This is a genomic window from Acinetobacter halobius, assembly GCF_044130335.1.
Classification (GTDB): domain Bacteria; phylum Pseudomonadota; class Gammaproteobacteria; order Pseudomonadales; family Moraxellaceae; genus Acinetobacter.
The window spans coordinates 50,119-71,624 of record NZ_JBIQOD010000004.1 but is presented as its reverse complement, the minus strand read 5'-3'; the positions used below and the strand labels follow the sequence as shown (position 1 = coordinate 71,624).

The 21,506-nt window shown below is 40.4% G+C and carries 21 protein-coding genes and 1 tRNA gene; 13 read left to right on the top strand and 9 right to left on the bottom strand.

The genetic code is table 11. The features are described from left to right. The first annotated feature begins 113 nt into the window (after positions 1 to 113). A complete protein-coding gene (locus ACE01U_RS05525; RefSeq protein ID WP_086208042.1) occupies positions 114 to 398 on the top strand; it encodes a hypothetical protein in 285 nt (94 codons plus the stop codon). Between the two features lie 48 nt (positions 399 to 446). Here ACE01U_RS05525 and ACE01U_RS05520 read toward each other — a convergent pair whose 3' ends face one another. Further along, positions 447 to 959 (bottom strand): hypothetical protein, encoded by a 513-nt coding sequence (locus ACE01U_RS05520; RefSeq protein WP_086208043.1) that lies wholly within the window; start codon positions 957 to 959, stop codon positions 447 to 449. Between the two features lie 173 nt (positions 960 to 1,132). On the opposite strand from ACE01U_RS05520, the gene ACE01U_RS05515 reads away from it, so the two are divergent. Continuing rightward, a complete protein-coding gene (locus ACE01U_RS05515) occupies positions 1,133 to 1,861 on the top strand; it encodes a hypothetical protein (protein ID WP_395578904.1) in 729 nt (242 codons plus the stop codon). Between the two features lie 40 nt (positions 1,862 to 1,901). Here the strand turns inward: ACE01U_RS05515 and ACE01U_RS05510 are convergent, their stop codons facing one another. Beyond that, entirely contained in the window at positions 1,902 to 3,674 is a 1,773-nt protein-coding gene (locus tag ACE01U_RS05510; protein ID WP_395578903.1) for an alkaline phosphatase D family protein, read from the bottom strand. Between the two features lie 213 nt (positions 3,675 to 3,887). Between ACE01U_RS05510 and ACE01U_RS05505 the strand changes: the two genes are divergently transcribed. Further along, positions 3,888 to 3,973: transfer RNA gene (locus ACE01U_RS05505), tRNA-Leu, on the top strand. A 99-nt stretch (positions 3,974 to 4,072) separates the two neighbouring features. Next, on the top strand, positions 4,073 to 4,441 hold the full coding sequence (locus ACE01U_RS05500) for a hypothetical protein (RefSeq protein ID WP_151707382.1): 369 nt from the start codon (positions 4,073 to 4,075) through the stop codon (positions 4,439 to 4,441). A gap of 49 nt (positions 4,442 to 4,490) precedes the next feature. Here ACE01U_RS05500 and ACE01U_RS05495 read toward each other — a convergent pair whose 3' ends face one another. The 4 genes from ACE01U_RS05495 to rlmE form a co-directional block, all read right to left on the bottom strand. After that, positions 4,491 to 4,802 (bottom strand): DUF5713 family protein, encoded by a 312-nt coding sequence (locus ACE01U_RS05495; RefSeq protein ID WP_395578902.1) that lies wholly within the window; start codon positions 4,800 to 4,802, stop codon positions 4,491 to 4,493. A 158-nt stretch (positions 4,803 to 4,960) separates the two neighbouring features. Continuing rightward, entirely contained in the window at positions 4,961 to 5,812 is an 852-nt protein-coding gene (gene folP, locus ACE01U_RS05490; protein WP_395578901.1) for a dihydropteroate synthase, read from the bottom strand. A 134-nt stretch (positions 5,813 to 5,946) separates the two neighbouring features. Further along, a complete protein-coding gene (gene ftsH / locus ACE01U_RS05485) occupies positions 5,947 to 7,839 on the bottom strand; it encodes an ATP-dependent zinc metalloprotease FtsH (RefSeq protein WP_086208049.1) in 1,893 nt (630 codons plus the stop codon). Between the two features lie 131 nt (positions 7,840 to 7,970). Next, complete coding sequence (gene rlmE, locus ACE01U_RS05480) at positions 7,971 to 8,621, bottom strand: 23S rRNA (uridine(2552)-2'-O)-methyltransferase RlmE (protein WP_086208050.1); 651 nt, start codon at positions 8,619 to 8,621, stop codon at positions 7,971 to 7,973. A gap of 194 nt (positions 8,622 to 8,815) precedes the next feature. On the opposite strand from rlmE, the gene yhbY reads away from it, so the two are divergent. Next, positions 8,816 to 9,139: a ribosome assembly RNA-binding protein YhbY gene (gene yhbY, locus ACE01U_RS05475; protein ID WP_086208051.1), complete on the top strand. Its 324-nt coding sequence runs from the start codon at positions 8,816 to 8,818 to the stop codon at positions 9,137 to 9,139. A 12-nt stretch (positions 9,140 to 9,151) separates the two neighbouring features. Next, positions 9,152 to 9,691 (top strand): DOMON-like domain-containing protein, encoded by a 540-nt coding sequence (locus tag ACE01U_RS05470; RefSeq protein ID WP_086208052.1) that lies wholly within the window; start codon positions 9,152 to 9,154, stop codon positions 9,689 to 9,691. Between the two features lie 88 nt (positions 9,692 to 9,779). Here ACE01U_RS05470 and ACE01U_RS05465 read toward each other — a convergent pair whose 3' ends face one another. Continuing rightward, positions 9,780 to 10,238, bottom strand: coding sequence for a hypothetical protein (locus ACE01U_RS05465; RefSeq protein ID WP_119063137.1), 459 nt, complete (start codon positions 10,236 to 10,238; stop codon positions 9,780 to 9,782). Positions 10,239 to 10,546: 308 nt separating this feature from the next. Between ACE01U_RS05465 and carA the strand changes: the two genes are divergently transcribed. The 4 genes from carA to ACE01U_RS05445 all read left to right on the top strand — a co-directional run bounded on the left by carA (position 10,547) and on the right by ACE01U_RS05445 (position 16,356). Beyond that, positions 10,547 to 11,689: a glutamine-hydrolyzing carbamoyl-phosphate synthase small subunit gene (gene carA / locus ACE01U_RS05460; RefSeq protein ID WP_395578900.1), complete on the top strand. Its 1,143-nt coding sequence runs from the start codon at positions 10,547 to 10,549 to the stop codon at positions 11,687 to 11,689. 14 nt (positions 11,690 to 11,703) lie between these two features. Continuing rightward, on the top strand, positions 11,704 to 14,937 hold the full coding sequence (gene carB, locus ACE01U_RS05455) for a carbamoyl-phosphate synthase large subunit (RefSeq protein ID WP_291373561.1): 3,234 nt from the start codon (positions 11,704 to 11,706) through the stop codon (positions 14,935 to 14,937). Positions 14,938 to 15,030: 93 nt separating this feature from the next. Then, a complete protein-coding gene (gene greA / locus ACE01U_RS05450; RefSeq protein WP_004695598.1) occupies positions 15,031 to 15,507 on the top strand; it encodes a transcription elongation factor GreA in 477 nt (158 codons plus the stop codon). A 228-nt stretch (positions 15,508 to 15,735) separates the two neighbouring features. Continuing rightward, complete coding sequence (locus ACE01U_RS05445; RefSeq protein ID WP_395578899.1) at positions 15,736 to 16,356, top strand: CatB-related O-acetyltransferase; 621 nt, start codon at positions 15,736 to 15,738, stop codon at positions 16,354 to 16,356. On the opposite strand, the gene ACE01U_RS05440 is transcribed toward ACE01U_RS05445, so the two are convergent. Continuing rightward, positions 16,353 to 17,777: a KAP family P-loop NTPase fold protein gene (locus tag ACE01U_RS05440; protein ID WP_395578898.1), complete on the bottom strand. Its 1,425-nt coding sequence runs from the start codon at positions 17,775 to 17,777 to the stop codon at positions 16,353 to 16,355. The two genes, ACE01U_RS05445 and ACE01U_RS05440, sit on opposite strands and share 4 nt — an antisense overlap. A gap of 297 nt (positions 17,778 to 18,074) precedes the next feature. On the opposite strand from ACE01U_RS05440, the gene ACE01U_RS05435 reads away from it, so the two are divergent. Further along, positions 18,075 to 18,515: a universal stress protein gene (locus tag ACE01U_RS05435; RefSeq protein ID WP_086208058.1), complete on the top strand. Its 441-nt coding sequence runs from the start codon at positions 18,075 to 18,077 to the stop codon at positions 18,513 to 18,515. A 43-nt stretch (positions 18,516 to 18,558) separates the two neighbouring features. On the opposite strand, the gene ACE01U_RS05430 is transcribed toward ACE01U_RS05435, so the two are convergent. Further along, positions 18,559 to 18,882: an MGMT family protein gene (locus ACE01U_RS05430; RefSeq protein ID WP_119063140.1), complete on the bottom strand. Its 324-nt coding sequence runs from the start codon at positions 18,880 to 18,882 to the stop codon at positions 18,559 to 18,561. 172 nt (positions 18,883 to 19,054) lie between these two features. Here ACE01U_RS05430 and ACE01U_RS05425 point away from each other — a divergent pair, with 172 nt between their 5' ends. Then, positions 19,055 to 21,118: a TonB-dependent receptor plug domain-containing protein gene (locus tag ACE01U_RS05425; RefSeq protein WP_395578897.1), complete on the top strand. Its 2,064-nt coding sequence runs from the start codon at positions 19,055 to 19,057 to the stop codon at positions 21,116 to 21,118. A gap of 159 nt (positions 21,119 to 21,277) precedes the next feature. Then, complete coding sequence (locus ACE01U_RS05420) at positions 21,278 to 21,499, top strand: DUF6500 family protein (RefSeq protein ID WP_395578896.1); 222 nt, start codon at positions 21,278 to 21,280, stop codon at positions 21,497 to 21,499. Positions 21,500 to 21,506: the final 7 nt, after the last annotated feature.

The following is a 21,506-nucleotide window of genomic DNA, read 5'->3' as shown; positions in this document are numbered from 1 at the left end:
GATTCAAAGCACACCATTTTGAATCATCTTCACACATAAATACCCGATGGATCACATCGGGTATTTTTTCATTTATAATACGTTGAAATAACTATACAAATAGAGTCAAACTCATGTCTTTTTCATTGCCTGCTGTGCTGGCATGTACCTTTTTTTATTCTGCACTGTATTTAATTTATTACTATTTTTTCCAGTACAGTCACACCTTACTGATTGTTGCTGCTGTTGTTTTACTGATTTTGGCATGGCGTATCACACCTTATGCTTATGAACGTGGACAACGAAGCTTTAACGATACTCTATCTTTTGGACAATATTTTTGGAATCCACTCATCACATGGTGGCGACTTTTTATTTGGCCTATCAGCCTACTATTGGCGTGGATTTTCAACTCCTAAATACTAGTCGATAAAAAAGCACCCGAAGGTGCTTTTAATCCTGCGATCTTAACGACCATATAATTCAAGTAATTGATCTAAAGTCGCTTGATAATGAATGGTAATATCTTCAGCTAAGATTTTATAGGCACTGTCAAACTGAACCATTGGCCAGCCTTCTTTCCAAAATGGGAAGATGTTGTGTAAATCATGGGTCACGGTTGCATCTTCACGTACAATCGCCTGCGCAACTTGTGACAAGACTTGTGCTGTTTCCGCGCCATCAATTGCCATGTAGTCGATACCACGCACTTTTAAAATGCGAATACGGTCTTTCTTGTAGCGAATTTTTTTGGCTTGGGCATCATTAAGACCCAATGCCAAAGCCACAGCCTCAACAAACTTACTTTCAAAAGATTGGTTCAAAGCCACAATCGCAAGTTTATGTGCTTCTTGACGACCAGCTTTCCCCCCTTTACGGATCTCTTCTTTTGCCTCTGTATCAAGCACATCGTCTTTCATAGACTGCAAAATGTCTAAAATTTCGATATCACTTAAAGATTCAGGAGATTGATCAGTCATGAACTGCCCTTAGACAAAAAAATTGAATCGTCTATTTTCGCATAATTTGGCATGAAAAAATTAAATTCTTCATCATTTCATACTGAATATTCTGATTATCGTATTTTTTTGCACGATAACGACGCAAATCCTCTATAGTAAAGGCTATTTTTTCATACGCTCTTTTTTTGACGATGCAATCTAAACAAGTCCAACTGTTACTGCAACAATTAGAGACCCTTTACCCTGCTGCATTTAAGCGCAATTTTTTATTGTATAGCCAAATCAAAACACGTGGTATTTTGGATGACTGGCGAGAACTCGTTCCTTGGGTCTTGGCGGTGATGATTTTTATTCCGATCAGCCTTATTTTACAAAATTTTTTCTCAAATCATCTGGAAAAGTTGGATGCATTTCAAAGTCAGAGCTATGCCATTATTAGTATTTTATTGGTACTAATGTGGGTGCTACCCTTTGTCATTAAACAAATTAAACACTCATCGCACTCGCTCTATCAACTGCAACGCCATGCGCCCTTCAAACTTGCTGCAGTGATTCTTTTAAATGGACTAAATCTAATGTTCCTTGAAAGCAGTTTACTGATGTGGATCTTGTTTTATTTTGGCGTTAACTTTGGTTTTGTCCGCTTCTATAAAGAGAATTTATTTCGTGACCATAGCCAGTCGCTTGAGCATTATCAACTACAACAACTTAGACGCATCTGCTTTTGGGCCTACAAGCAAACGGTCAAATCGCGCCTTAAATTACGTCTAATTTCGAGTCAATCTAGCCATTACCAAGCCAGAAAAATACAATTGGGACATGAAGCAGATTTATATGTAAAACTTCTCAAGTATGAACAGGCTTATTGCAAACAGATCAAATATCTCGATCTGGATAGTTATATTGATGAAAAATTATAAAAAAACCGAGCAATGATGCTCGGTTTTTTATGGACAGCATTTATGCCGTTTGCTTTAAACTGCTGACGGGCAATAAGCTTGGATCCAGTATCACTTGATATAATCGTGTTTCATCTACGCTGTATTCTTTTTGCTTAATGGTATCAACAAATATCCAATCTGCCTGTACTTGCTCAGCAGTAAAACTGACTTTCAAATAGCCACGCTGATTTAAATTGCAATAATTCAGCTCATCAATCAAGGTTGTAAAAGCAAACTCAAACTCTTTGAGTTGTTGCATCGGAATAGACAAATACTTTTCCATACCGGGCGAGGAAACTGAGCTTGTCGCCAACTCCACGCCTACAAACTGCCCTGTTAAATCATGTAAGTCCGATGCCCATGCATTATGTGTATCACCAGCCAAGACCACAACTTTTTTATTCAAATACTGCAGTGTGCCGTACAGCGTCTCGCGTTCAACTGCATAACCATCCCACGCATCTAAATTGTAAGGAACCACAGTCTTAATACGAGACAACTGCTCTACCGTTAAAGAAGGGTCATTATTTAAGTAACGCAGTTTTATTTCGACCAATTCTTTAATCAGTTGATTCACCTGCACCAAAACTTCTGGAGTTACCGCGCCACTACTGATTGCACTGAGTACTTGTAACATTTCGGCTGGAACGAGCATTTTGCTCATCAACACCTGCTGACCCAAAACTTGCCATGTGGCTTTTGAGCTCGCAAGTTGCTGTGTTAACCATGCGCGTTGATTCAACCCGAGTAACGTTCGATTTGGGTCTTGCATATCTGTAGTAAAGCGTACAGCATCCAAACCCGATGCGGTTAAATAGTCCGCATAATCTAACTGTTTACTTCGCGCCAAGATGCGCGTATCCAACATATTCAACTGCACCAAATTACCAAAGTTAAACTGGCGATAAATATTTAAATGATCTTTTTCAGAAAGCGGACGGATTGGCATCCATTCAAAATACGCAGCCAGCGCGGCAAATTTACGTTCTGCAAAATCACCTTCTGTGTCTGACTGATGGTTCTCAGCACCATCTTTCCATGTATCATTGGCTAACTCATGGTCATCCCATACCACAATAAACGGATGGCGTTGATGTGCAGCTTGTAAGTCTAGATCTAAGCGATATAAGGCATAACGTTTACGATAGTCATCTAAGTGAATAATTTCTAAGTTGTTATCATCCGCCAGCGCACGTCCCATCGCTACTGCTTCTTCTGTTGCGTAGCCCCCCATACCATACTCATAGATGTAATCTCCCAAATGAATGACAACATCCACATCCTGTTTTGACATTTCTTTATAAATATGGAAATAACCCGCTGGATAGTTTGAACATGAACAAACTGCAAATTGAACGGCTTGCACCTCATCTGCTAAAGTCTTGGTTTGTCCGATCATCGAATAATTTGAAGCATATTTAAAACGATAGAAATAACTTTGCCCTGCAACTAAGCCAGTGGCATCGACTTTCACGGTAAAATCCTGCGTGGCAGTGGTCAGTACCTTCCCAGTTGCTACAATTTGTTTAAAGTCCGTGTCCTTTGCTACTTCCCACTGTACTTCTAAACGTGCACTAGTATCGCTAGGCGTCAAACGAGTCCAAATGATGACCTGCGTTTGCAAGGGGTCTCCACTTGCCACCCCATGTAAAAACTGTGCTTGAGTTGTCGGCTGTGTGTCGGAGTCTGAACCATCTCCTCCACATGCAGTCAGTGAAATCGGTAAAGATAACGCTCCAAATCCAGCCAAAGTTTTTTGAATCAGTTCTCGGCGGTTCATTTTTTTTGTCATGTGGATAGCCTAAAGACGATATGGACTTGAAATTTATGCGAAAAAGATGACATGTATATCTCAAGTCGATGACATTTTTATGAAGCCTGAACGAGTGCAGTACAGATGATTGTGCTAGTTTTTAAACATAAACTGCTGAATTGATTGAAAAGAAAGCAAATAAGCACAAATAGACTTGCCAATATTTATTTCCTCCTCTATTATTGCGCTCATGCCCGAGTGGTGAAATCGGTAGACACAGGGGATTTAAAATCCCCCGCCCACAAAGCGTGCCAGTTCGAGTCTGGCCTCGGGCACCATTCTTAAAACAATTAAGATGGTGCAATAAAAGAACCCAGCATAATGCTGGTTTTTTTATACCTATAATTTATAAATCAAAATCACTAAACCACAACAATATGAAAAAAATTCTAAGCTTTATTACTTTAATCCTGAGCCTTTCAAACATCACTCACGCAGAAACAAAGACTTCAGAGATAAATACTGAAAAATTTTATGATCTGTTCGCAGGGACCATCATTGAAAAAGACCAACAGCTTTACTTACATGCGTGTAAATCTGTAGATGCAGAGTTTAAATTAAGTTTTAACCATACACGTGATGAACAACACATACGCACACTCATAAAAACTTATCCAAAGTTTTGGCTGAATCTCAGTGCAAATGCTGAAATGATTAAAGATCAATATGTGATGACGGTTGATGCAATTGAAAATGAACACCTAAATCAAAGCTGTCATCTAAGTGACCTTTTAGATGAACTTTAAACCTTTCGTTCATCCAGTCTATCTCACGAACATAAAAATAGAGAGTGATTCACCACTCTCTATTGACCACCAACTCTTCCATTTCAATATCCATATAACCTGCACCTTGCACCACCATCATCATGGCTTCTGCAATAAAGTCTGCAGCAGTATCATCCAAAGATGAATCCAGATCTTCAAAATGGGGCTTCATTTCATTTATTTCAGCGACAGTTGCATTGGCATATTGATAAATATCATCTTCAGACTTTGCTTTTACAATTTTTTTAGCAAAAGACTCAACATGCTGCTTCACTTCGGCAACAAGAATATCTGGATAGTATTCATCATCAAACATAGGGAGAAGTAAATCTGCAAACATACAGGCACTCAAAACGAGAAACTTAAAAAACGAGTCTGTATAACATAAACCTTACAAATCGACAAATAAAAAAGCAGAACCCCACGATCCTGCTTGTTTAAATAAATGCTTCAGGTCAACTGCGCTAATAGCTCAAGCTATCATTACTGCATTTTCCGCTAAGCTAAGTTCATTGCATTCCAAACTTTAATCGCATCGCTCATCGCTTTCACATCATGGGCACGTACCATAGACGCACCTTGTTGAATACTCATTAAATGTCCTGCTACAGAACCCACAGCTCGTTGCCTTGCATCAGCCCCACCTAAAGCTTCACCTATAAAGCGTTTTCGTGACAATGCGGACAAAATAGGATAACCCAGTTGGTTCAGTTGATGAAATTCTTTTAAAAGTTTAAGGTTCTGCTTTGCGTTTTTAGCAAAGCCAAAACCGGGATCAATCATAATATTTTCTGGCCGCACCCCTGCTTTTAAGGCATCATCCACACGCAGGGAAAGCTCTGTTATTACATCTTGAGTAACATTATCATAGTGATCTAAGCCATTCATGGTGGTCGGCTCACCACGCATATGCATAATAATTACAGGAATATTCAGTTCAGCAGCAGTCTCTAATGCCTTCGGGCGTGTCAAAGCTCGGACATCGTTCCAAATGTGCGCACCAGCGGCAACAGCAGCTCGAATCACCTCAGGTTGAGAAGTATCAATCGAAATAACCACATCAAGTTCAGCCAAGGCTTCCACCACCGGAACAACACGACGAATTTCTTCCTCGACCTCAACCACAGATGCACCTGGACGTGTGGACTCGCCCCCTACATCAATCACCGTTGCTCCATCTGCAATCATTTGCTTCGCATGTGCAATCGCCTGCAATTTACCATTATGTTGTCCACCATCACTAAACGAATCTGGCGTCACATTCAGAATACCCATCACCTGCGGTACCGACAAATCGAGTGATAGCTCACCACAATGTAGGATTTTCTTTGGTAAAGCCATCAATTGCATCTAATTTACTCCAGTTCAACTGGGATTATCTTAACGCGTGTAGCAGAGCTGTGTGCTTATTTTTCTTTAAAACATCAAAAATATGCACAATAAAAAACCACCCGAAGGTGGTCCTTTATTTCAAGAGTTAAATCTTAAGTTGCTGATGGCAACGGTGGTGGTGTGCTTGGACCATCTGTTGGTGTTACATCAATCACAGGATTTTCTGCAACATACACTTTCGGTGGTTGTGGCTCACGGCCTTCCATAATGTCACGAATTTGCTCGCGATCAATCGTTTCCCATTCCATCAAGGCTTTCACCATCGCATGCGCGATATCTTTGTTATTTTCCAAGATGTCACGTGCAACACGGTATTGCTCATCAATGATACGGCGGACTTCAGCATCAACCTGCTGTTGAGTTGCTTCAGAAATGGTACGGCTACCAATACTACCCATGAATGATTGCTGAGAATCATCTTCATACACCATTACACCAAGTTTGTCAGACATACCGTACTTAGTGACCATCGCACGTGCCATTTTAGTTGCACGTTCAAAGTCGTTTGAAGCACCTGTCGACATTTGGTTGATAAAGATTTCTTCGGCAATACGACCACCAAATAAAATTGAAAGTTCATTCAACATTTTGTCTTTATAGTGGCTGGTTTGATCATGTTCAGGCAACTGCCATGTTACACCCAACGCCCAACCACGTGGCATAATGGTCACTTTATGCACAGGATCTGTGCCCGGTAGAATTTCAGCTACAATCGCATGACCCGCTTCATGGTACGCTGTTGCACGACGTTCTTCTTCACGAATCACCATCGACTTACGTTCAGGACCCATATACAACTTGTCTTTTGCATCTTCAAAATCATGCATATCGACAGTGTTCTTGTTACGACGTGCAGCAAAAAGTGCAGCTTCGTTCACAAGGTTTGCCAATTGCGCACCTGAGAAGCCCGGTGTACCACGTGCCAGTACTTGTACATCGACACCAGTCACTGAAGGCAATTTCTTCATGTGAACATTTAAGATTTGCTCACGACCCTTAATGTCTGGTAGACCGACCATAACTTGACGGTCAAAACGACCTGGACGAAGTAGAGCTTTATCTAGTACGTCTGCACGGTTTGTTGCAGCAATGACGATAATCCCTTCATTGCCTTCAAAGCCATCCATTTCAACCAACATTTGGTTCAAGGTTTGCTCACGCTCATCGTGACCACCACCTGTACCTGAACCACGGTGACGACCCACAGCATCAATCTCATCAATAAAGATGATACAAGGCGCATGGCGCTTCGCTTGTTCAAACATGTCACGAACACGAGACGCACCCACACCCACGAACATTTCAACAAAGTCAGAACCTGAAATACTAAAGAATGGCACTTTCGCTTCGCCTGCAATTGCTTTTGCAAGTAAAGTTTTACCTGTACCCGGTGGACCCACCATCAATACGCCCTTAGGAATTGTTGCACCTAAACGTTTAAATTTTGATGGATCTTTTAAGAAATCAACAATTTCAACAACTTCTTGTTTTGCTTCGTCACAACCAGCCACATCGGTAAATGTGACTTTAATTTGGTCTTCTGCCAACATTTTAGCTTTCGACTTACCAAAACTCATTGGACCGTTTTTACCACCAGCTCCGCCACCCATGTTGCGCATAAAGAACATGAATAACAAAATGATTAAAAGTACTGGGAAGCTTGCGATCAAAAGTTGCATCAATAAACCTTGGCGTTGTGGTGCTGTACCTTCAACGACAACGTTGTTTTTAATCAGATTAGGCATAAGCTCTGGGTCTTGAACCGCAGGACGAATACTTTCAAACTCTGAACCATTTGATTTTTGGCCATGAATTCGTTCGCCATCAATTGTCACTTGCTTAATTTGACCAGCATTCACCGCAGCAACAAACTCTGAATAATTCATTGCTGTCGGCTTTTCATTGCTACTGACGTTACTGAAAATAAGGATCAGTACACCCAGTATCACTAGCCACAATATGGCATTCTTGAAGAGATCGCTCAAAGCTTTATTCCCATATCAATCTAATTTGATCATGCCCTAGCGGGTGACCTTAAAGTTTCTGCTGAAGATCAGCTTCGCAAAATATAAAAAGGTACAAAATGCACAATTTTTAACGACTTGGCAAGTAAACTTTATTTGAAAGCCTTCTTACGGCCTTGTCCGACTAAGAATACTTCCTTCGATCGGGCACGTGATGCAGCAGGTTTTGCTGTTTTTAACACATCAAAGTTATCGACTACTTGCTTACGGAATTCGTCAAAGCCTGTACCTTGGAATACCTTTACAACAAATTGACCATTTGGACCGAGCACTTTCGTTGCAAAATCGATAGCTAGCTCACATAGGTAAATTTGGCGCGGTTGATCAACAGCCTTATTACCTGATGTATTGGGGGCCATATCTGAAATTACAACGTCTACTTTACGTCCATCTAAAATATTTAACAATTTATCGAATACTTCTTGTTCGCGAAAGTCACCTTGTAAGAAGGTCACATCTGGCAGAGCATCCATTTCCAAAATATCTGATGCAACCACCAATCCTTTATCACCGACCAATCTCCCTGCAATTTGAGACCAACTTCCAGGTGCTGCACCCAAATCAACCACGGTCATGCCCGGACGAATAATGTTATATTTTTCTTGAATTTCAAGTAACTTATAAGCTGCACGCGCACGATAACCTTCCTTTTGCGCTTTTTTCACAAAATGGTCATCGAGATGCTCTCTCATCCACGCACGGCTACTTTTGGATAACTTTTGGTTGGTAATGCGTGTTGCCATATCTCTCTAAAACATTAAAATTTCTTAAAGTTAATTGTACGTTAAATTCTCTAGGCTTGCAGTATACATCTGTATCCAAATCTTGGGTTTTAGATGTTTTTTTCTATTATCTAAATCGATTATTTCCACAGAATATAAAGCGTTTAATTGCGCAGTTTGTTATACTAAGCCGTTTTTAAAATTAGGTTATCTTTATGGCGACTTTATCCATTCAGGAACGCAAGCGTTTGCGTCAAATCGGACATGCTTTAAACCCTGTAGTTATGCTCGGCGGTTCAGGTCTGACTGAAAATGTCGTTGAAGAAATTTTACGCGCTTTAAATGACCACGAATTGATTAAAGTCAAAATCGCGGGCGAAGACCGTGAAGAACGCGCTGCAATCATTGCAGAAATTGCATCTACTACGGGTGCAGAAGTAGTACAAACAATTGGTAAAATTGCATTACTTTACAAAAAAGCGGCGAAACAAAATGCCAAATTGTCTAACTTAGTTCGTTTCGCGCACGCAGCAAAATAGTTGTAATTTTTTATGGCAAGTTACGAACTCAGTGCATTTGATCGTCGTTTTCAAGCAATTTCACTTGTCGGTGCGATCGAACAACAAAGCCCGTATACCCTCAATATCGGCTTTTGGCTACGCGACCCTAATGTGTACATGCACTGGCCCGAAGTCGTGAATTCAAATCCTCGTCAAGACTTTTTATGGGAAAACACCTGTTTTGAAGTCTTTATTGGGGTAAAAGGCGAAGACTACTATCGCGAGATTAATCTCTCCCCTTCTCAAGCTTGGCAAGCCTATCAGTTTGAGGAATATCGTTATCCTGAAGATATGCCGCCACAGGTCGCTTACGATATTGAACTCAATCAATTGAAGCGCACCCACTATGGCTTAAATGTCAGTATTGATCTGACTGAGTTTATGTTGCAACACAAACTGAAATGGGCTGACCTATATCTAGGCTTATCTGCAGTGTTGAATACCTCACAAGGTGAACAGTTCTATGCCATGCAGCATAGCGGTCAACAAGCCGACTTTCACAACAAACGTGATTGGCTACATCAGTTCTAAGCTATACACAAACTAAGCATATAAAAAAGTGAGGCATTGACCTCACTTTTTTATGGATATATTTCAATTCAAGTCAGCACAAAGACCATTATTTACTTGAAACTTTATTCCAAGCCTCAAGCGTATGTTCTTTAGAGCGCTTAAAGGTTTCTGTTAACTGATCTTTATGCTTCACCGAAATTTCACTGACATCACCTTTTAGCTCTTTGCCCAGTTTAGTTAAATCATCTAAAACTGCAGTAAACTCAGTTTTTACAAACTCTTTTAGTTCTGAGATATCTTTTTGAGAATTTGCCAACTGCCCTTTAATGGTTTCTAAACGCTGCAACAAATCTTGTTTAAACTGACGCAATTGTTCTTGCACACTGGCATTCAACTGCTTTGCTTCTGCCTCAAGCTTTTCTTTACTCTCAACTACAGCTTCAGTGACTTGCTCTGATGCTTCTTTCGCAACTTGCTCTAGCTTTTCAGTGCTTTCTGCGACGACTTCTTTCAGCGCAGGCTTTGGTTTAGCTACTCTTTTTGGTTCAGCTTTTGGTTCAGTCATGATTTTATTCCTGTTGTTATATAGACAGTGACAGCTTAACGTGATTTGATAAAATTTAGATTTTGATTTGTCAGACAATTATTTGTTGTTACATTTTCCTCACAAAACTTTAAAAACAGCTTTCGCCTCAAAATACAAGTCTTTTATATTATTTATTCCTTGTTATTGGCATGGACTTTAATAGTACGGTTGCGTATAATGCCGTGTTAAGTTCAAGCGAGCAGACATAGGGAGGGTAGGTTTTTAGATAGCCTTCCTTTTTTTTCGTCTACTCGCTTTTTTACAGCCTAAATTTCAGGAGCTTTGGTTTGAGCACCCCAGCAATTTTAGCCCTTGCCGATGGTACGATCTTTAAAGGAACGTCTATTGGTGCATCGGGTAGTACGACTGGTGAAGTCGTTTTCAACACTGCCATGACTGGCTATCAAGAAATTTTGACTGACCCAAGTTATGCACAACAACTTGTGACTCTAACTTACCCACACATCGGTAACACAGGTTGTAATGATGAAGACGCTGAGTCAGGTCGAATTCATAAAGTATGGGCCAATGGATTGATCATTCGTGACCTACCTTTATTGCATAGCAACTTCCGATCAACGCAATCTTTAGGCGAATACTTAAAAGAACATAATGTCGTTGCGATTGCGGATATTGATACGCGCAAATTGACTCGTATTCTACGTGACAAAGGCGCACAAAATGGTTGCATCCTTGCTGGTGAAAATATTACTGAAGAGCAAGCTTTAGAAAAAGCTCGTGCCTTTGGTGGTTTAAATGGTTTAGACCTAGCGAAAGAATGCTGTGACCCAACAGGCTTCGAATGGACCGAAGGTTCTTGGGTTTTAGGCAAAGGCTTTACACAACCTGAACTTAAATTCCATGTTGTTGCATACGACTACGGTGTCAAAACCAACATCTTACGTATGCTTGCTGACCGCGGTTGTAAACTCACTGTGGTGCCTGCACAAACTCCTGCTGCTGACGTACTTGCGTTGAATCCAGATGGCGTGTTCTTATCGAACGGCCCTGGCGATCCAGCTGCATGTGACTACGCAATTGAAGCTGTAAAAACAATTGTAGAAGACGCTCGCAACTTACCTATCTTTGGTATTTGCTTAGGTCACCAAATTCTTGCACTCGCTTCTGGCGCTAAAACGGTGAAAATGCCGCATGGTCACCACGGTGCTAACCATCCAGTACAGAACATCGAAGATGGTACGGTGATGATTACTTCTCAAAACCATGGCTTCGCAGTGGATGCAGAAACACTTCCTGCAAACTTAAAAGCTACGCACAAGTCTTTGTTCGATCAAACTCTTCAAGGGATTCATCGTACAGACAAGCCAGCGTTCAGCTTCCAAGGTCACCCTGAAGCAAGCCCTGGTCCGCATGACTGCGCACCATTGTTCGATCATTTCATCGAACTTATCGAAGCATCTAAGAAGTAATTAAGGAAGCGATCATGGCTAAACGTACAGACATTAAAAGCATCTTAATTATTGGTGCAGGTCCGATTGTCATCGGACAGGCATGTGAGTTTGACTACTCAGGTGCGCAAGCGTGTAAAGCCCTTCGTGAAGAAGGTTACCGTGTTATTTTGGTGAACTCTAACCCAGCGACCATTATGACTGACCCTACAATGGCAGACGCAACGTATATCGAGCCAATCACTTGGCAGACTGTTGCGCAAATCATTGAAAAAGAGCGTCCAGATGCTGTCCTTCCAACAATGGGTGGTCAAACAGCATTAAACTGTGCGCTTGCACTTGATGCCAACGGTATTTTAGAAAAATACAATGTTGAATTGATTGGCGCGACCAAAGAAGCGATTGAAAAAGCTGAAGACCGTAAACTGTTTGATGAAGCAATGCGTAAAATTGGTCTTGAATGTCCAAAAGCTGCGATTGCTGAAAACATGGAAGAAGCTTTAGAGATTCAAGCGCGCTTCGGCTTCCCTGTGATTATCCGTCCGTCATTCACGATGGGTGGTTCAGGCGGTGGTATCGCATATAACCGTGAAGAATTCCTTGAAATCTGTGAACGCGGTTTCGACCTTTCACCAACTAAACAATTATTGATTGATGAATCTTTAATTGGTTGGAAAGAATACGAGATGGAAGTTGTTCGTGACAAAAACGACAACTGTATCATCGTTTGTTCAATTGAAAACTTTGACCCAATGGGCGTGCATACAGGTGACTCAATCACTGTTGCACCTGCGCAAACATTGACAGATAAAGAATATCAATTGATGCGTAATGCATCTTTAGCAGTTCTTCGTGAAATTGGTGTGGAAACGGGTGGTTCTAACGTTCAGTTCGGTATTTGCCCGAATACTGGCCGTATGGTGATCATCGAGATGAACCCACGTGTATCACGTTCATCTGCTCTTGCATCAAAAGCAACAGGTTTCCCGATTGCAAAAATCGCTGCGAAGCTGGCTGTTGGTTATACCCTTGATGAATTGAAAAATGACATCACAGGTGGTACTACTCCTGCGTCATTCGAACCTGCAATTGACTACGTGGTAACTAAAGTTCCACGTTTCAACTTTGAAAAATTCCCGCAAGCAGACGCGACTTTAACGACACAGATGAAATCTGTGGGTGAAGTCATGGCAATTGGTCGTAACTTCCAAGAGTCTGTAAACAAAGCGCTTCGTGGTCTTGAAGTGGGTGTTTCTGGTTTTGACGAAAAAATCGAAGTGGGTGCTGAAGGCGCACGCGAAAAGATTCTTCAAGAGCTTAAAGTTCCGGGTCCTGAGCGTATTTGGTATGTAGCTGATGCTTTCCGTCACGGTTTTAGCTTAGACGATGTTTTTGAAGCAACCAAAATTGACCGTTGGTTCTTAATCCAAATCGAAGACATCATCAAAACTGAAAATGAAATCAAAACCCTAGGTTTTGGTGATTTGAATGCGAATAACATTCGTTCGTTCAAACGCAAAGGTTTATCTGACCTTCGCATCGCGAACTTAATGGGTATTTCACAAAAACAATTCCGTAAGCACCGTTGGAACTTGGGCGTGACTCCAGTTTACAAACGTGTGGATACTTGTGCAGCAGAGTTTGAATCTGACACTGCATACATGTATTCAACTTACGATGAAGAATGTGAATCAAACCCATCTGACAAAGATAAGATCATGGTGATCGGTGGTGGTCCTAACCGTATTGGTCAAGGTATCGAATTCGATTACTGCTGTGTACACGCAGCGCTTGCAATGCGTGAAGATGGCTACGAGACCATCATGGTGAACTGTAACCCTGAAACAGTTTCAACGGATTACGACACATCTGATCGTTTGTACTTCGAACCAATTACTTTGGAAGATGTACTTGAAATCGTACGTACTGAAAAGCCAAAAGGCATTATCGTTCAGTATGGTGGCCAGACTCCGCTTAAATTGGCTCGTGCTTTAGAAGAAGCGGGTGCGCCAATTATCGGTACATCACCAGATGCGATTGACCGTGCAGAAGACCGTGAACGTTTCCAACAAATGATTCAACGTCTTCAACTTCGTCAACCAAACAACAGCATCGTAAAATCTGCTGAAGAAGGTATGGCTGAAGCATCGAAAGTAGGCTACCCACTTGTGGTACGTCCTTCTTATGTACTCGGTGGTCGTGCGATGGAAATCGTATACAACGACGAAGAGCTTAAGCGCTACTTACGTGATGCAGTTCAAGCATCAAATGAAGCGCCTGTTCTTCTTGACCGTTTCTTAGATGATGCGATCGAAGTTGACGTAGACTGTGTATCTGACGGTAAAGACGTTGTGATTGGCGGTATTATGCAGCACATTGAACAAGCAGGGATTCACTCAGGTGACTCAGCATGTTCGATTCCTCCGTACTCGCTCTCAGTTGAAATCCAAGACGAAATGCGTCGTCAAACTGTTGCGATGGCGAAAGAGCTTGGCGTGGTTGGTTTGATGAACGTACAGTTTGCTGTGAAAGGCGAAGACGTTTACATCCTAGAAGTGAACCCACGTGCGTCGCGTACTGTGCCATTCGTTTCTAAATGTATCGGTGAGTCTTTAGCGAAAGTGGCTGCACGTTGTATGGCGGGTCAGTCTTTAGAATCTCAAGGATTCACGAAAGAAATCATCCCGACTCACTTCTCTGTAAAAGAAGCGGTGTTCCCATTCAACAAATTCCCGGGTGTTGACCCTATTCTTGGCCCTGAGATGAAATCTACAGGCGAAGTCATGGGTGTAGGTAAAACATTTGGTGAAGCCTTCTACAAAGCTGTGTTAGGCTCGAATGAACGCGTACCAGGTCTTCCTACAGAAGGCGAAGTAAAGCATGCATTTATCTCTGTGCGTGACTCAGACAAGCCTCGTGCTGTTGGTATTGCGAAAAAATTAGTAGACTTTGGTTTCAAAGTACTTGCAACTGGCGGTACTTACGAGTTTATTAAAGCTGCTGGTATTGAGTGTGAACGTGTAAATAAAGTCACTGAAGGTCGTCCTAATATCGTGGACCGCTTGAAAAATGGCGAAGTTCACCTCATTATCAATACAACTGAAGGCAAACAGGCTCAACAAGATTCGTTCTCGATTCGTCGTTCAGCGCTTCAAGCGAAAGTGTATAACACAACGACCTTGAACGGTGCTGATGCTGTATGCCAAGCTTTTGCGATTCAATTGCCAATGGATGTATACCGTTTGCAAGATTTACAAACTGTAGGTTAATTCGTTTACCGAGAAGTCCCGTCACCTCTCGGTGGCGGGCTTTTTTCATTTATAAACCTATATTTTTTACACTCACAGACTTGAGGGACAACAATGCAACGTTATCCTATGACTCCCCAAGGCAAGTTAGCCTTAGAGAAAGAATTACATCAATTAAAAAGTATTGAACGTCCACGTATTATTGCGGCAATTGCTGAAGCACGTGAGCACGGGGATTTAAAAGAAAATGCGGAATACCATGCTGCCCGTGAGCAACAAGGTTTCTGTGAAGGTCGTGTTCAAGACATTGAAGGCAAATTGGGTGCAGCTCAAGTGATTGATGTCAAAGAACTTGAACAAAATGGTCGTGTAGTTTTTGGGGTGACAGTCACTATCGAAAACTTAGATACCGAAGAACAAAAGACCTATATGATCGTGGGTGATGACGAAGCTGATTTTAAAATCAATAAAATTTCAGTGAACTCTCCTATCGCACGTGGCCTTTTGGGCAAAAGCGAAGGCGACGAAGTAAAAATTCAAACACCTCAAGGTGAAGTTGAATACGAAATTGTAAAAGTTGCATATATCTAAGTTTCTTTGATATTTACGGCTGTAAAACCCCTCGATTGAGGGGTTTTTTGTTTTTATATTTCCCAAAATACCTCTCCTTTATCCTCTTATTATGGACAAGGGAAATTTCATTACAAAGAGGTACATCAAACAAGAGAGTGTTAGATTTAAGGCATTCATTCCCCTCTCTTTTTCAAAGCAAGACTTTTATTTGTTATAATTCCCTACACCCTGCAATGTTATCATTCTATGTCTGAACCTTTGATCAATTCTCCTGTCAAACACTGGTGTGAGTTTGAGTTCATCTCTAAAACGGTGAAGAATCCAAATATTCACATTAAAGGGAATTATTCTTACTACTCAGCGTATTGGGATCAGGGTTTTGAACGTTGTGTTGTGCGTTATTTGCATGATAAGCCTTCGACCGTAGATAAACCGATTGATCAGCTCTATATCGGTAACTTCGTTTGTTTTGGCGCAGAATGCGTAATTATGATGGGTGGTAACCAACTGCATCGTACTGACTGGATTTCAGCTTTTCCTTTTGATACACGTAGTTTTGTTCCCACAGGTGATACCATCATTGGGGATGGCTGTTGGATTGGCTCTCGTGCCATGATTATGCAAGGTGTGGAGTTAGGTGAAGGTGCAGTGGTGGCAACAGGTGCTGTCGTGACCAAAGATGTTCCACCTTATGCTGTTGTGGGTGGAGTACCTGCCAAGATTATTAAATATCGCTTTCCCGAAGCAGACATCGAAAAACTGCTTGCACTGAAGCTCTACGACCTAGATGAAAAGCAGTTTTTAAAGATGCGTGAGCAGTTACAGACGGATGATATTAACGCTATAACCAATTTTATAGAAAGTTAAAGTCCTCTTTTAATATAATTTTCCCAATTTTTTATAAAATTATTTGAATGATCAAAATCACAGATTGAGACATTTCTTAAAAAAACACTCAGTTGATATTCTGAGTCATTACTGTTTCTAGCAACATTATAAGCATTCAGTAGCTGATCTATAAACGTATTTTCTATATTCAGATCATGATTCAAAATTATACGATACCATTCAGATTCATTTATATCATCAATACCTTTATTTGCCATTACGTGCAAATTATGCTTTCTTAGTAAACTTCTTTTATCCTTACACAAGTAATTATTTAATTTCTTAGCAACTGAATCTACATAAATATGATAATTCACATAAGGTTCTTGTCCCATTATTAAACTAAGTAAAATTAGATTTTTCTTTTGATCTAGAGTTCGCAACAACGCAAATGTATTTATTCTTTTACTCAACTCTCTACTGTTTAATTTTTTATCTAATTGCAATCCAAGTGCCCAATAAAACAACTCATTAGTATCTTCAAAAGAATTGAGTTCCCCTATTCGAAAGAGTTGTAATTTTATTACTTCTTCAAAATCATAAGCATCTTTACTAGTTGGTAAATGGACTGTGAAATCAACAAATTTTTCTAAGTAATCTCCATTCATTTCTGAATCATAGCCATAAAAACTTTTAACTGATTGTAGCAATTGTGGCTTATTCATCACTAAAACAAAAACAATTTTAGGAATATCAAAAAAGTGTTTAATACGCTCAATCAAACGAATTGCAAAATCAGGACGACAACGATCAAGTTCATCAATAATAAAAACTAGTGGTTTGTCTAACTTTTCAACTGTTTGAGCTAGATGTTTTTTGAATTCTTCTAAAGTTTTCTTTTCAGCTTCATGACCTGCAATTTTCTCTTGAATACTTTCTTTAATTCGATCACTCGTCTCATCTGATAATTTATCTATTTCATCCTGCGCATTTTCATAACCTTGCTGCAAGATTCCACCTAAAAAACCAGCCCCAACTAAATGAAGCCCAAGCGTTAATGCAATTTTCGGTAAAGATGGCAACAATGCTGTTCCTACAGATGCGGATAAATCTATGAGTTTTTTAACCTTTCTTTTGGTCTTTTTATCTTTACTTAAAGTATTTGTAATTTCTGAAGTCACAACTAAAAAAGGATCATCTAAATAGTCATTTGCAAATGCATCCAAATAAATCACATTATGATTTTTATCTTCTAAATGTGTTTGCCAATGTCTTACAAACCACGTTTTTCCTTCACCCCAACGGGCATCTAAAGCGAGTACAGCCCCACACTGCAAACGATCGACATAATTCGTCAGTTGAACACCCAAACGCTTACGATCCCAAAGATCGTCCTCCCAAGCAGTTTCAATATTATCTAAATTTGTCCATTGCCAATTCAGTTGATTCGTATCTGTCATCGTATTTATAAAGTAGTAAGTTATTAATAAATATATGCTATTTTTTAGACAAAGCCTACGTTTCCTAAACGCTACATTTACATTCAACTTTAGTGTTAAATTGATTATTATTCACGCGCTTTTATGCTAATTTAGAAGTGAAAAATTAGCATTTCATATACAAATATCCGTATGAAATTACTAGGTTTTATTCTTTAAAAAATACAGCTAATATCAAGGTATGGGCTGTATTTGAACAGTGATACATTAGAACAGCAGTTTGTACATAATCAGAGTGGATAATAAGGAGAAACAACAATGGCTTACCAAAACATTTTAGTCCCAGTAGACGGTTCCGAAACTTCATATGCAGCAGTTGCGCAAGCGGCTGAACTTGCAAAAGCATTTGGCGGTAAAATTACAGTCGTTCAGGTGCTTGCACTTGACCCTTATATTGCGGCTGAATATATTTCTGCAACTCAAACCAATGACTTAATTGAACGTGCGCGTACTTCTGTTTTGAAAACTTTAGAGGAAGCAGCAGCTAAATTTAGTGATCTCGATATTCCTGTTGAAGCAAAACTACTTGAAGGTCAGGTGATTCACCGTGAAATTATCAGAGAAGCTGAAACATCTAAGGCAGATTTGATTGTGATCGGCTCTCATGGTCGTACAGGTTTAAAGCGTTTATTCCTAGGTAGCGTTGCGCAAAGTGTTTTAGGTGAAGCGCACATTCCTGTTTTAGTTGTTCGTCAGTAATATATCAAATGCTCTACTTCCACGGAGGTAGAGCATGTCTATTTTAAATATTCCATTGAAACTCTTTCATTTTCACTTTATCCCCAATCACTAAAATACCCTCTGCCATAAGTAACTGTGCTTGAATATTCTGTCCCTGATCATTGAGTTTACTTAGGCTAATTTTCCCTTGTGAGTTGATGACCCGATACCAAGGCAAACTACTGTCTGCATCCATATGTTTCAGCACATAGCCCACCAAACGTGCATGTTTTGGGATGCCTGCTAAACGTGCAATTTGTCCATAACTCGCTACACGACCATACGGAATTTGGGCAATCACTTGAAAAATCATGGGTGCCAATTCTTTAACTATCGCCTCCGCCATGCAGACCTATCCTTTTTTTGACGACTAAAAATAACTCACCATAAAGTCACGAATAACAATTTTCTAAAAATTCGTGTGCAACTATAATTATTTTAGAAAAAGTTGCATTTTTCTACATAATTTTACACTACGATACATACAAAATAATTTGATTTTTCTTTGGGGTATTTTAATGGGACATCCGTTCTACTATGGAAAGCTGAGCATACTTAGCTCTACATTACTCAGTATCAGTTCATCCATATTTGCACTTGATACAAGTGTTCCCCCTGATAATGAATCGACCCCAAAAGTTTTACCCACACTCTCTTTTAAAGCGGATGAAGAGCCACAAAAACAAAAAGATGATGATATTAGTGCTGTAGCCAAAACAGTCATTACCCGAGATGAAATGCTGCAATATGGCGATCAATCGGTCATGGATGCTTTACGCCGCTCTGCAGGTTTTCAGCTTCCAACACCTGGGCAAGATCCTCGCGGTGGTGGTGGTGCTTCTGGAATGCGTTTTCGCGGTGGTGCTGGTCCCACATTTCTAATTAATGGTGAGCCAGTACAAGGGGGGCCTCGTGGTGGGATGTCTATTATTGATACCCTTACCCCTGAAATGATTGAACGCATTGAAGTGGTTAAGCAACCAAGTGTTGCCCAAGCTTCCGTTGCATCATCAGCCGTGATCAATATTATTCTAAAAGAACCTCTGAATAATCGCTTAAGTGGTTCAGTCAAAGTCGGTTATGGCAAGTATGAAAGCTCTGAAAAACAATCTAAGAGTGAGCAGAAAATCAGTGTCCAAGCCGATGGCCGTGACAATGCTTGGTCATATAGTGTTGCTGCAAATCAAATGTGGGTTGATAATACGTCGCTTACTAAAACTGAAACTGCAACTGAAACGCGAGAGCAATTACGTACTCTTAACCGTACCATGCAGATGTTTATGCCACGTTTGGAATATGAGCTTGATGATCAACAAAAATTGATTGCTGAATTATCCTATCGCAACATGAAAATAGAAGGTTCTTCTACCAATCAACCTCAAGATGATAAGAATGATAGCATTCGTTTAAACACACGTTATGAGCGTAAAGACAAAGATCTCAGCGATAAAATCAAATTATCTGCTGAACGCCAAACCGAAACTCAACTCACACGCTCACCTCAAAATACCATTTATACCGATGAAACCATTAATGAATATGGTTTAGCTTATGATGGTATGCGTAAATTAGACCCAGATCGTCAAATTAAATTTGGTACTGACCTACGTAGTAATAATCTAGAGAGCAATGTCAGCGAAAGCTTAGATGAACAACGCTATGCCCTCTATGCTGAGGGAAGTTGGCGTTTTACAGATCGTCAAACTGTGACTTTGGGTGCGCGCCAAGAATGGTTAAAACGCTCAGGTTTAGTCGATTATCAAGATCAACATTTGAGTCCTGTACTGGCTTACCGTTTTGACTTGACTGAACAATGGTCGATTCAAACTAATCTCAGCCAAGCGTTTAGCAGCCCAAAGACAGACCGCCTCATTCCCAATGTAACAGTCTCTACAGATAGCGATGCGGGTTCATTAAACAACCCCGATCGTGGTGGCAATCCAAACTTAAAACCAGAAAAAATCCGTGCTGCCGAATCAACACTGGCTTATGACTCAGCAAGTGGTGGAGTTAGCTTGACGGCGTATCACCGTAAAATTAAAGACTATATCGAGAAAGTGATTGCACTTGAAGGCGCTCGCTATGTTGAACGTCCACAAAACCAAAATGAAGCAACAACGTATGGAGTTGAACTTTCTGGACGTTATGCGTTGAAACAAACAGATGCAGGTCATTCATTTATGTTGAATGGGCAAGTATCAACCATCCGTGCCAAAGTTGAAGATGAGCAACACAATCAGCGTTTAGTGAGTGATGTTGCACCCTACAACACAAGCGCAGGTTTATCTTATAACTTTAAGCCATGGCAACTTTCTACCAGTATCAATGTGAGCTATACACCTGAATTTACGCGTGGTTTAGATGGTCAACCTTATGATCGAACCACCAATGAACGTTTTGGTGTGGATCTGAGCGCAACCAAACGCTTTACTCATGGTTGGGCGGCAAGCTTGAATCTGAACAATGTTTTAAGTACAGATTATAAAGAACGATTGACCAATCAGTCTGACGGTAGTTTATATCAAGCAAGAACCAACCAAGGCATGCCTAGTTTCCAATTCTCTCTAGAGAAGAAGTTCTAAATTTCTCTGCTAGGTTTATTCTTGATCAACACAAGCCAGCTATTTTTATAGCTGGCTTTTTAGATTTCAAGCTAGATATTAAAAATTGAATTATGAAAATTCCTGATATTGGGAATGCTATGATCTACACCCTACTTTCATCAGTGCTTAGAGGATAATATGAGAGCCGAACTAAAAGCCAAAATCGTACAGGTCTGCGATGAAAAAATTGCAAAAAAAGGCAGTAACGTTGGACTTTCTTTCTATGCCTTTTTTGCCAATAAAAATGATGATCCTGAACGCTTAATGGAAGCTGCTCATTGGTGGATCATCGAACATCGACTGAATCATTTTGAGAAAGCTGACAAGATTAAAGCACTGGTCTTAGCCCAATCTGACTAATCAAACG